General features: G+C 44.1%; 12 protein-coding genes, 1 tRNA gene and 1 pseudogene. 10 read left to right on the top strand and 4 right to left on the bottom strand.

Annotated elements, in window-relative coordinates; translation table 11 throughout:
* Positions 1 to 356: 356 nt before the first annotated feature.
* Entirely contained in the window at positions 357 to 503 is a 147-nt protein-coding gene (locus NTE_RS16550; protein ID WP_158385283.1) for a hypothetical protein, read from the bottom strand.
* A 613-nt stretch (positions 504 to 1,116) separates the two neighbouring features.
* Between NTE_RS16550 and NTE_RS08415 the strand changes: the two genes are divergently transcribed.
* A complete protein-coding gene (locus tag NTE_RS08415; protein ID WP_148700616.1) occupies positions 1,117 to 1,446 on the top strand; it encodes a hypothetical protein in 330 nt (109 codons plus the stop codon).
* Positions 1,447 to 1,454: 8 nt separating this feature from the next.
* On the opposite strand, the gene NTE_RS08410 is transcribed toward NTE_RS08415, so the two are convergent.
* Positions 1,455 to 1,549 (bottom strand) — tRNA-Met (locus tag NTE_RS08410).
* A 122-nt stretch (positions 1,550 to 1,671) separates the two neighbouring features.
* Here NTE_RS08410 and NTE_RS08405 point away from each other — a divergent pair.
* The 5 genes and pseudogenes from NTE_RS08405 to NTE_RS17580 all read left to right on the top strand — a co-directional run bounded on the left by NTE_RS08405 (position 1,672) and on the right by NTE_RS17580 (position 6,143).
* The gene (locus NTE_RS08405; RefSeq protein WP_148700615.1) at positions 1,672 to 2,001 is read left to right on the top strand and encodes a hypothetical protein; all 330 of its coding nucleotides are present in this window, start codon (positions 1,672 to 1,674) and stop codon (positions 1,999 to 2,001) included.
* Positions 2,002 to 3,617: 1,616 nt separating this feature from the next.
* A complete protein-coding gene (locus NTE_RS17585) occupies positions 3,618 to 3,818 on the top strand; it encodes a DUF72 domain-containing protein (RefSeq protein WP_420835293.1) in 201 nt (66 codons plus the stop codon).
* Positions 3,819 to 3,831: 13 nt separating this feature from the next.
* A pseudogene (locus NTE_RS17335) lies at positions 3,832 to 4,366 on the top strand (DUF72 domain-containing protein).
* A gap of 369 nt (positions 4,367 to 4,735) precedes the next feature.
* Positions 4,736 to 5,074, top strand: a complete 339-nt coding sequence (locus NTE_RS08390; protein ID WP_148700612.1) for a hypothetical protein — start codon at positions 4,736 to 4,738, stop codon at positions 5,072 to 5,074.
* Positions 5,075 to 5,846: 772 nt separating this feature from the next.
* The gene (locus NTE_RS17580) at positions 5,847 to 6,143 is read left to right on the top strand and encodes a CBS domain-containing protein (RefSeq protein ID WP_148700611.1); all 297 of its coding nucleotides are present in this window, start codon (positions 5,847 to 5,849) and stop codon (positions 6,141 to 6,143) included.
* Positions 6,144 to 6,221: 78 nt separating this feature from the next.
* On the opposite strand, the gene NTE_RS08380 is transcribed toward NTE_RS17580, so the two are convergent.
* On the bottom strand, positions 6,222 to 7,535 hold the full coding sequence (locus NTE_RS08380; protein WP_148700610.1) for a glycosyltransferase: 1,314 nt from the start codon (positions 7,533 to 7,535) through the stop codon (positions 6,222 to 6,224).
* Positions 7,536 to 8,245: 710 nt separating this feature from the next.
* Here NTE_RS08380 and NTE_RS08375 point away from each other — a divergent pair.
* The 3 genes from NTE_RS08375 (at position 8,246) to NTE_RS16540 (ending at position 9,947) form a co-directional block, all read left to right on the top strand.
* Positions 8,246 to 8,383 (top strand): CsbD family protein, encoded by a 138-nt coding sequence (locus NTE_RS08375; protein WP_148700609.1) that lies wholly within the window; start codon positions 8,246 to 8,248, stop codon positions 8,381 to 8,383.
* Positions 8,384 to 8,635: 252 nt separating this feature from the next.
* Positions 8,636 to 9,274 (top strand): hypothetical protein, encoded by a 639-nt coding sequence (locus tag NTE_RS08370; RefSeq protein WP_148700608.1) that lies wholly within the window; start codon positions 8,636 to 8,638, stop codon positions 9,272 to 9,274.
* 427 nt (positions 9,275 to 9,701) lie between these two features.
* Positions 9,702 to 9,947, top strand: coding sequence for a hypothetical protein (locus tag NTE_RS16540; protein ID WP_158385279.1), 246 nt, complete (start codon positions 9,702 to 9,704; stop codon positions 9,945 to 9,947).
* 283 nt (positions 9,948 to 10,230) lie between these two features.
* Here the strand turns inward: NTE_RS16540 and NTE_RS08360 are convergent, their stop codons facing one another.
* Complete coding sequence (locus tag NTE_RS08360; RefSeq protein WP_148700607.1) at positions 10,231 to 10,836, bottom strand: hypothetical protein; 606 nt, start codon at positions 10,834 to 10,836, stop codon at positions 10,231 to 10,233.
* A gap of 294 nt (positions 10,837 to 11,130) precedes the next feature.
* Here NTE_RS08360 and NTE_RS08355 point away from each other — a divergent pair, with 294 nt between their 5' ends.
* The gene (locus NTE_RS08355) at positions 11,131 to 11,757 is read left to right on the top strand and encodes a hypothetical protein (protein WP_148700606.1); all 627 of its coding nucleotides are present in this window, start codon (positions 11,131 to 11,133) and stop codon (positions 11,755 to 11,757) included.
* Positions 11,758 to 11,763 lie beyond the last annotated feature (6 nt).

The following is an 11,763-nucleotide window of genomic DNA, read 5'->3' as shown; positions in this document are numbered from 1 at the left end:
ACTATCATTATACTTCTATAATGCATATAGGTTAGATCTAGTATCCTAAGCATCCAGTGGGTACACTGGTGACAGTAAATCCCCAGGTACTAGCCTTAAATATCATTTTTTATTACGAAGAATCGTGGCTATAGACCTTACAAAGTATGATGACTACCGACTTTGCAGATACGTAAAGAAGCAATATGGCCTGTCCGACACGCATTCGGCAGCTATTTTGAGGCATACACTGGCCATCCTCAGAGATGATCTCTTGAGGGATAAAGGCAGGCTGAAGCCCTAGCCTGCCATGGCAGGTATGGCAGGTGTGCCACTTTTGCCAAGAGCCATCCCAAACGCCCTCTGTTCTGGCCATCTCACTTCAAACTTTTGTAGATTGCAATGCGTTTTTTAAGAACCGCAATCTCCTTTTCCTTTGCTCTCAGTTTCTCCTTCAATCTCTCTATCTCTTCCAGCAATTCATGCCTGCTCTTCTGCGAATCCCTATGGCTGGAAATCTCCATAAACAAGAATCATTTTCTTTAAAGAAAAGACATCGACAGTTGTCAAGTTAGCTAATTAGTATACAATGTTTCACAAGAATTCTAACAATTTCCGCTATGTTGAAATCGTTTGTCTCCCTCATTTCAACCTAGCAATCATTAGGCGGCCTAGCTTTATCATAGTTTAATAATATGTTAAATGTCTTCTAGTTCTTAATCAGGTATAGAGTTCTAGAATATCAGCACTATAGGACTGATTAATGATAGCAGCTCGCCTGAATTGGGAGAGAATCGGGGAGAATGGGAAAATCCATCTATGAGACCAGCACGTTTTGTAGTACCTGTAGAGAACGACGACCATTAGGAACCATCCGCTGTCCAGACTGTGGTAGAAAAGTACGGACTCATCGCATGAGCAGCAGGAAGAAGATATCGAAGATAAAGCTCGAAGCACAACCGACGACATAGCCCCAATTTCTTTTTTTTGAATCCTTTGAAGTGAAATAGAGTAAATGCGCCAGTTTGACAAGCCGAGTACAACGGGTTGCCTATCCGCTCGTCCATCGCTCCCGGTATTCAGCTACCTGAAGAAGGATGAGAAACGCCATTAAACCTTGACACGTTTGCATACACAATGCGTAACCTCCAGTTGGATAATGCCGAGAAAGCTTCCATAAATGAATATCTCGACAAATCCATACGTGACTTGAAGGTGGCAAAACCGCAGCATCCGGAAGCGCAAAAGGTAGATGAAGAATTTTTGGGTTCAACTAGTAGAGCTGCTGAAATGTGGTTCATAGAGAACGATGTCATCCATGACATTAGACACGGATACGTCTTGATTTTTCGCTGCAGACATGGTAGGTTTCCCATGGATATGGAGTTTCAAGCAATAATGAGAGAAATCGGAAAACGGGAACCGGAGATAAGGTCTCTCGTCAGAAGCCTCGGCGCTCACTCTTAATTCCTAGGCGGAGGGGATGGAATTTGAACCCACGCTCTCATGTCCACGTGGCACTGGATGTGCCCATGTGACAAGCGTTCTTCCCAGACTCAACTACCCCTCCTTCTGTGAGGGATTATGATTACAAGATGGTACTAAGGGGCTCTCCGATTCGAGCCATCTCCTGCGTCCTATCGCTCGCCTCTAGTGAACTTATATAGAAGAAGCAACTATAATGTAAGTAGCATGGTTCTTGATCCTCCACGGGAGCAAGTAAATGTTAAACGGATGATGATCTACTCTTTCATTCCGTTTCTATCAATCTACGCCGGATGGCGCATCCAAAAGTTCTGGCTTCTAACAGGAATCAACTTTGGACTGGGATTGGTCATTGGTGGGCTAACGGGAGGAATCGCTAATTCAATTGACAACTATGCCGCTTCGTTGGCTATTATAATCAGTGGCATAGCGGCAGAGATTGCAATCTCGTTGCTGTTGGTGAAACATTATGCTACTGAATACAATGAAAAGATATCTGCTGCCTCAGGCACCGAATCGCAGTCAACAACAAAATAATTCTTTTCTGCCAACTGCCGACGCTTGTCGCCCTCCGCTCCCCTACGAGAGGGCATCGCTAGGACCATCGTCTATCGTAATCCTGTGCACTTGATCCAAATGTCTGGCTCTCTCAGCCTTGGATGGCATGGCTTTACCACACACGCCACATCGCACAGGCTTGCCAGTCATTTATGATAATATTGGCCAATGCTCAAGCCTTATGCTCTTTGGAACTCTACGATCAAACCTGTCTTAGTGTCTGCTGCCTCTATGGTGCACCTTTCGTTATTTTCAACAGGCAGCGATTCTAACGTGGTTCCGCACGAAGGACAGTTGGGAACCTCCTTTGAGCTGTCCAAAAGTGATGACATCCAATAGCATGAATTGCATACGAGCAAACTTATCTTATTGCGTTGTTGTTCGACCAAGGCCATGTGGAACTAAGACCTAGAAGGCGGACACATAAAAAGATACTGAATTAGGCTTGTTGTAGTATTCCTCACGCTCGCCCACGCCTCCGTTCGGGCCGGTTTGCACGTCTCGTCTCCCTGTGCGGGCCCATACTTAAATAACACCGCTTTCTTAATAGACTAAAAACTCGACCCGCACCCATATCATTCCCCACGAATACAGATGCGGGTCAAGGATTAGACGCCTGTGTTGGCCATGTTCCAAAAGTTGCTGTGGCTCACATAACGACAACCTCTATGAAGCATGGCCGACCATTCTTTCCTTTGATGACCTGATAATAAGCGTACCCACGATTCTTTAGGTACTGATTATTATTGAAAATTCTTTACTTTTCACATACCTGTAGGAGGCTCGCACGGGCTAACCTGGTTCATCCTTTCTTAGTCCAGAGAATCTCATCAATCTTTGAATGTAACATTAGAATATGCGGACAAGCCCAAACCTCAATGAAAAGGACAAGAAACAGTAGTTGCCGGACGACGAGGACAAAGTAGATCCTACGAAAGAGGCACAAGGGCCAATCACTAAAGTAAAGTCGAGGGAAGACAAGGAGTTTCAAGAGTTCGAAGTTGGATCGACAAAAGGCGAAATGAATTCTGAATAGCTTGAACCGTTAGTTCCACTATGCTCGCCCCAAAGTACTCTTCCTTTTTTCACAACATGTTGTACATTATTATCATAAGTCGTTTGGTCAAGTGCGGTCTGTGGATAATTGGATGGTATCAAAAAAATAACGCTTGTGCACATCAGATTTTGTGGGAGCGAAAGAATCTGCAGATGCAAAGGCAAAAGGGTTCCAAGATGAACGGGCATTGTGACACTCTAAATCCTCTTGAAGGGAATTCGTGCGTATTTTATCACTTGTCTGCGGAATTCAAAGAAGTTCATTACTAATGCTAATTGCAACTCCTTATACTCTGTAGCTCCAAATTCTAGTTTTGCGACGATTTGCTGTTTTGCTCTTCTCTTATTTTCTTCACATAGTCATAGAAGGTGAGCATATTTTTATACTTCGAGTGGGGGCAACAGAAATGGGTGCTTTTTGAAAAGAGTCAAGAAGTAGTTGCATTATATCCAGTTGCTTTGGTTCCACATCATCAGGCTAAACCGTGAACTTTGTAGTTGGCAGTAATGGAAAATAAGTGGCAAGCTCTTAGACGATTGTGCAATATTATGTGGGCTGCAGCGGTTGGAGCTATGTTGCGTGGCAGGGCCCCCTTTATCCAAGGTGCTTGGAACAGACAAAATGGCTGCAGCATTATGCAGGCATCTTTGACTTTGTTGAAATCGACAGCACCTTTTACTCCATGCCAAATCCCCCTCGCAGTAAAGAGATGGGCGAAAAATACTCCAGTCGACTTTAGGTACACGGCCAAGATGCATAGGGTAATAACACATGCAAAGGCGATGAGCAATTGCGATCAACAGCTGGAGACGTTCTATTCAGCGGTGGCCCTACTAAGAGAGAAACTTCTTTGCATCCTGATACAGCTGCCGTCATCCATCGGCTTCAAAACAGGATTTAGAGCCTTGCAAAACTTTGGAAATATATATTCTCAATAAACAATACAGATATGCTGTAGAAATTAGGCACCCATCATGGTTCAACGATGAGCTGTACGACTTTTTGAAACGAAAAGGCATCTGTCTTGTGTGGAACCAGCTCGACGACATAAAGGCGCCTCCAATAGTTACCACTGATTTCATCTACTTACGGTTGATTGGAGACAGGAGCATTAGCGAGCACGAGTTTGGCAGGATACAGAAGGATAGGGTTCCAGAGATGGAACTGCTAGCACAAGAGGTTAAGAAGGCAACGGCGACTGGCGCGCTTGGAGGCAGCCAGCCAGCCAGTGATTGCATACGATATTCTTGTCTTAATCATCATATGCAATCGACCTTTATTCTATGATAAAGAGATTCAAAATAAAAAAATTTTCTTTGATAAAAAGTGAGGATGTGACCTACCTTGCAAGCGCGTACTGCACTGGTGCCATGTGCATATGAGGAGAATCTTTCTCTTTGAAACATACATTGCATCTCCAACGCACAGGCTCGCTGCATCCTTCACATAATTCTACAACTTCGAGTTCGAATCCGCAACCTCTGCAAAGTGTCTCCATTTTGCAGCACCTCTAACAAGTCACAACATGTGAGTAACTAATATTTATTTTTTATTTTTTATGGATTTTGAGTGATCAAAGTTGCTGCTGACGACAGAAATTTATGATGAAGCAAAAAATTTATTTTTCTTCTAGTTAGAAGATATAGGCGATGTCATATGATTGGTGGACCAGTAAAAGACGTGCTGGCCAAGATAGCCACTGCTGCTACGGCAGGAATGGCGACCATCCTATCCACTGTGCGTATGGCATTTGCAGCTAGCACGGACGCGAGCCTGCCTCCGGAATATACTGAAATGCTGAGGCTGGCTCAAGAAAAGGTGCACGCTGCTACTCAGCCAGGAGCGTTTGGAAACGGGGTTCCTTTGCTGTTCGGTGCTGACCCCATGAGCTTGCTCCTGTGGATCGCACTCGCTGTTTCTGCAACAATGGCGGCAGTCTGCGCAGGCAAAATCTTGGCACCAAAGATGAGGAGCGATCCGCTGCTTTCTAAATAGCAGCGGCTGTCGATTCCACCTTTTTCTTTATTTCTATTCTCCAATTCATAAATCCATGATTTTCCTTGTCATAGAAAGAAATTGGCATACCGATATTATCGGTAAAAAGAGAAATAAGAATCAGGCAGCTATTGGTCTGCCGCCTGTATGGTCATGCTTCCTGTGCTCTTCCACAGTCAAGGAAACTTAAAAGCCTTTTGGCACCCGGTGCATTCAAATTTTGGCCGTGGCACTTCCTTCTGAACTTTCACTCCATTTGACCTCACGACCTTATTATCAAAATCGATTCATTTATTGCTTACTCACGGGTGGTGAGTAAGCAATAAATTGTAAACCTCTATTATGTAGTAGAGGCCATAACGCAGAGCTGGCTGTCAGACATATGTATAAAAGAAAAGATCTGAGGCAGCGATGGGAAGCATGCTGCAGAAGTTAGACCGCATGATATGGTGAGGAAGATGCTACTATTGGAATTAAAAAATGATGAAAACGCGATAAGCCGTCGGACTGTTGCAGGCGATGGATTCACTTGTTCCTGCAACATATAATCATAATGTTGTCATATCTTCAGTCTTAAAAGCTAACTATATTTTAAAAAATAAATTTGGGTCTACCCTCTATTGCTGATGCCGTTTCCGCCTTAGGTGGAGAGTAAAATGGCGCAGCAAACAGTAGCCAGCGGTCTTGTCAAAAGAGTGGCAAACGTAGCAGAACAAGATTTTGTCGCTTTGCCAGAAGACACGGCCCTTACAAGATTACTATAGGCCAAATAATGAGCTCACCACTTGTTACGATAGGTGAAGATGCATCTGTCAGAAACGCAATAGCTCTCATGCAATCAAAGCAAATACGAAGGCTGCCAGTGATAAGTTCGGATGGTTCAGTTATCGGTATAGTGACTCTCAAGACCATAATTGGTAACATGCCCAGCCACAACATTGATCTGGCAGAGCTGGAATCGTCACGCTCTGTAGCACAGCGGGAATCTGTATGCCCATACTGTAGGTCAGTGATAGGGAAAAGTGAAACCATGGTTGGTCATATGGAGGACACCCACATGCGAAGATAGTTACTAGAGCGAATGTATACTTGCTTGGTATAAAATAAATTGTCTTGCTATTCTACTTTTGGATATCGTACAGAGTAATCATGCAATAGTGTCTTCAGCATAGGCAACATTGTCACTTGCCCTTATTCCTTGCAATACATTGGCGACCAATCTTTGTATGCTTTTCACATAATTTGCTTCAGAAAATCTGGTTACTAAATTGCTAATCGACGTTCGGTCTTCTTGGGAAGCACTCAAGGCGAAAGAAATCTTTCCTACTGCATCTTCTAAAGATACATATCTGTATCTTTTCGGAACAAAGTCATTGTGGCCTCCCACACTTGGTACGATGGGGATAAGCCCACAACTCATAGCCTCTGCCACAGATATCCCAAATGGCTCCCCCGGCATGGGATGAAAGTAAACCTTTCCTTTGCGCAGAATTGTTTTAAGGTTGTCGGAGGTGACATTGACCTTGAATTTTACATAATCTGATACATCATATTCTTTTGCCAGATTCACTATATGATGATAGTAATCGCTGTCTTCCGGCATCAGTCCCCCAGCAATAATCATTCCTTTGCCAATCCTTTGTTTCTTGAGCATGTTTGCAAGAGTGATGGCGTTTTCTAGCTTCTTACTTGGATTAAAGCGTGATATAACAACTACAAAATCCTCTCTTTCTTTCGAATACAGCGTCGCTCTGCGAAACTCCTCGACACTGACAGGCGGCGGAATAACAATTGGCTCGCTCACGACTTGGACGGTTGATGACGAAACGGGCGGCATCGGTGATAGCTCTCTTTGAATTGCATCCTTGCTGAACGTAGAATTAGTTATGATGGTAGAATGTTTTAGCATCATTAGATATGTTTTTTGAAGATCTTGCCAAAAGAGAGAGTAGTCATTCTCTGTGTAGCGATTGTCAGTAATTTTGCCATTGCCGCCAGTATCGACCTTGCTTGTAGGGTAGCTAAACTTTATCATGCCAAGGCTCCTCAAATAGTCCAGGTAAGAAGGGTCTCGCCTTAATGCAAGGCCAGGTACTATTGGATAATGGCAGTATGTGATGGCATTTACCTTTGAAAAACATGGAAGATAATACGGCAGTACATCTCCATGAGTGTTTATCGTGATTGTATCATTGATGCCACAGTCATTGCCATCATGGCAGTTTTTCGACTGGATGGTCAGCAAAGTGTCGAGCAGGTTTATCCTCTTTATACGACTGAAAATGACATCTACTTTTCTGGCGCCAAATGCGTTCCTTAATCTTGAAATATCAGGGCACCTTGCGACGGTCAACTCAACTTCAAGATCCATTTCAGTCAGCGCCTGAATTGTAGCAATAGCTACCTGCTCCGCTCCTCCGCATGGATTCAAATCTGCATGTACAATATTTGCCCTCTTCACCCCTTGTCTTCACCTCTCGATGTCGCAATTGCAGATTCTCTGTTAATTTTATCTTAATCTAACAGTCCTCTGAAGTTAATTTCAGAGGTGAGATGTTCGCGCTCTTCCATATCTCTTCTCTCTCACATTAATGCTGTGTGCACGAGATATTTATGCTTACTCACAGATGGTGAGTGACCTATAAATATTTGGCTTTTCTGTATGTAGAACTATGGCTCGAACATACACCGTTCGGGATCATAGTCCGCCAAAAAAAGCAAGAAGGTCTAGTTGTACCTCATGCGGAAAACCGGCCATGAAGGAAGTACTCTATGATAGTGGCGGATACATAAGGCTAGAGAGGTACTGTAATGAATGCTCACCTCATGACGTATAGTGGATGCATGTAACTCCTAGCCTGCTCTCTCCATTTATTTTGGAATTAGTAAGCCAATGACTGTATGGAAATAAAATTGGACGGGAAAGAAAGTTCAACTTCTGATATGTTTGCAGACGGGCCATAGTTAGGAATCTCTCTTTACATGGCTCAATTTTTTTCCAATTGTTTATGCCCAGCGAACTTTTGACCAGTGCATCTCTGAAGAACTCCTTTAATCTCCAACTGATCGCATTGTGTTCAGAGTGTATAGATGGCAAAACGCTTATGCCTGCTCTTTAAGAGTCGAGAATCACTGATATATTCCTCGCGATTGTTCTACACTAACATGGCTTTGCCATTAGAAGTCAGAGGCGCTATTGAGCAGATGATAGATTTGCAAATAACAGGAATGACTGCAGAGGACGCCGCTGAGAAGGCCAGAGCTGAATTTGACAAAGCTAAGGAAAAGGCCAAGGATGCTCTGAAATAAAATAACTTCACCGATCTTTCTTCCTATTTTTCTGCGCATCTCAGAGTTGTAATTTTTTAAAAGGTGATCTGGCCGACGGGGTTCGCTATCTCGACCATTGCCCATAGTAAGAATAACTTACCACTGCCCCTCAATCTCTCATCTCCTTCAAACTCATCTAAATTTAAAGTCCTTAATATTTGAAATTCTCATTTCAGGTGCTGAAAAAATATGGATGAAGAAAAAAGTAGGAAAAATTACTCTCTACAGCCGTTGCGAAAGAAGACGCTGACTGCACTGATTGTTGGACTTGCCATACTAAGCTCTTTGTCAGTCACGGTGATAATGGCAGATAGCGCCACTGCTCAAAAAGATCAGGCAGTAAACCAAACTTCAACAGCTTCTGGCAATGCAACAGCAGCAGCTTCTGAAGCCGTGCGCAATGCGACTACCTCGGCCCAAAATGCGGGTGAAGCAGCACGAAACGCAACTGCCTCGGCAGGCAATGCCATTGCTAACGCCACCAAAGCTGGTGCTGGCATGATTGGTGCGGCAATCACAAACGCAACATCTTCTTTGAACAAGACCATTAGCAATCCATCATCCATTACAGTGACACCGGACTCTGTAAATCCCGGCGACATCGTAGTGGTGAAAGGCGCTGGATTTAGTGCGAACCAGACGATCACTTTGACCTTTGACAACAGTTCAAATGCGACAACGGCCAAGGCAGACAAATCCGGAGCATTTAACGCAACAATGACAACTCCAAACGATGCAAAGAATGGAACGCACAACATAACTGCAACAGACCGAGAGGGAAAATCAGCCACGGCCACAATTACTATTGCCGCTGCGCCGAAAGCTAATTCATCATCGTCGGCATTATCATCCTTTCGTCCTTCTTCTTGAGCGCATATTCTAAAAGAAGAAGAGAAGACGAAAGGTAAACAACAACCTGGACAAATGGACGGGCCCATTCACACACTCTCGTCCCCTCCTTTTTCTGGAATATTTACGCGCCATAATCCCGAGTCATCAAGCCGGCGCATTCAAAAAGCTGTGGCCTCCTTGTTCCCTTGTTGGCACAGACTATTATCAGCGAAGAAATAGTACATATGCATGTTGATGGCGGTTTTGGTCCTTTATCATATTCTTGAACCGCCTCTTGAGTACTTTATTCCTAGGCGTACTTCTGAGTTTGTATCCGCAGCAGGGACAGTAAACTCCGGACCAAATTAAGAACACTGAACAAGTCTGACAGCGCCTCTGTCCTTGCTCATACCGGCCAACGCCTTGAGGTTTCTTTGCCTTATGTCGTTCGCATATGCCTGCCATAATGGATCCTCGAATGGAGTACGCATTATTGGATGCGCTAGGAGCCATCTCCAAGATATTTGGGAAAGAAGAAGAGTTTGAGGCTTTCATTTCGTACACAAGATATGCAAAGACAGAAGGCTCGAACCCAAGCCTTGAAGACATTGCAATGCATACACCCGGCTGGATACAGCTATTAGCACCACCCTTGCGGAACCTATACAATGCAGGATACGAGAGTGGCAGAGCAGATTACAAGCCTGTGTAGTTAAAGCCCTACTCCATCCGCCCACCGCTTCACCCTCAACCTCGCCCCCTTGAGGAGGCTCGGCGGCAGGCTCGCCCACGGTAGTATTTTAGGACTAGCGATTATAGGACTCTGTTTAATTTTATTGCGAGCTCATTATGGCAAACGGGCCCATAATTTCCATCCACGACAGGTGGCGAAGCTCATTTGCGAGAAGTGATGGAGAGGCAGCATAGATATTGCTCGCCCTTTGAGCTCGTTGTAATCAATTATCAAGTGCGCCCGGTGAAGAAATGCCTGCTAGCTATTCTCCCTTTATCTTTTTGCGCTGCAGCTCTGGAGACTGCAGTACATGTTTAGCCGCCGTAGGATCGACAGTTAGTGCAAAGTAATCCTCCGAAACAGTTGCCAATGGGCGCCTGCCGGAGGCATTGTGAATCGCTTCAACTATAGTAGTGCAAAAAAAGAGTGAACATTTGTATCCCATGCCATGTCGAACTGACATGTAAACTCTCTTATCGTCCAGTATTCTCTTCACAAAGTCAAATCTTGAAGCAATCGACCATATCTCCAGGCTTTCACTCAGAGCCTGTTCGGTATATTCTCCATGCAAAACAAACTGCAACGATTTCGGATTCGTCTTGTCATTGGCTTCAGACACCCGGAGTATCTGCTCCTTGGATAGCTCTTCCATTATAGCTTTGAATCTTGACTTTGAAGTAGGAACCATCGTTCCTTTGGCGACGCCTGAATGACACCAAAGATACTCCATCAGAGCCTTCTGGACGAGAGAATTAAGATTCATTCCCTCTTCTATTGTTTCCTTCTTTAGCTGGTCAATAAGCTCGGCCTTCAGTCGAAAAGTTATAGTTTCTGTTTTTTCTTTAGAATTGTTGCTACTACCCGCCATTCACTCAAATACACATTCATCCATATCATTTTTGGGAATATAAAGAAATGGCAAGACAGTGCCCTCCTCTCGCCACTACCACCGTCCTCATGCGCTCGCCTCCCACCTTCTTATTCTATCATTCCCTTCCAGTATTCTTAATTATCATGATTCGACACTCTCCGTATGTCGATTGACTCCTTCGTAAGGGGAGGCAGCAGTGGAATGTTGATTTCTCGATGTCTCCTGCTTGCGTTGGTCATGCTTATGATATCGTCAATATGCTATATGCAAGCTGAAAATCATGTCAACGCCTTGGCAAGTTCTAGCGTTGTTCAATGTCAGTATGTGGGGCCTGCTTTTATCGCTTCTGATAGGATCGAGCCACCCATATTGGCACCTGCTCACAAAGGAGTAGTACTTGGCTATAACATAACGGCGTTGCCATTGGCGCAAGGGCATGCAGGTGACGACAACAATGGCAAACTCTCCCATCCTGCATCTGCAGGTAAGACGGATTTGTCACTAAAAATAACACTGTATGACAACGAAACACAAAAGATAATTCGCTTTCTACATTACAATCTAACCATTACTAATGGAGATGACCAGAAAGTAGTCCTTGCTCCTACTCTTTTCTACACTACTGCAGACCTCACACTAAACTTACATGCGGCTTCTGAAAACTCAACTGATCCAGTAGTAATTCATGCTCCGATAGAACCAACGATTTTTCAAGCGTACTATCCGCCCTATCTTCCAGAACATAATGGCACCATAAACATAGACAACGTACTGCTGGAAAAGCCAAGCACGTATCACATACATATTGACCTTCTGGGAATTGATTCATCGAATTGCTTCTTCCTTAAGCCAAACTATCCTCCAAGCTTTGACATCTACTGGACGTTGACGGCGGATGGCAAACTGTATTCGGAGTAACAGAAA

Origin of the sequence: Candidatus Nitrososphaera evergladensis SR1 (assembly GCF_000730285.1) — an archaeon.
GTDB lineage: Archaea > Thermoproteota > Nitrososphaeria > Nitrososphaerales > Nitrososphaeraceae > Nitrososphaera > Nitrososphaera evergladensis.
The sequence above is the reverse complement of the archived record's forward strand: the minus strand, read 5'-3'. Positions and strand labels throughout refer to the sequence as shown.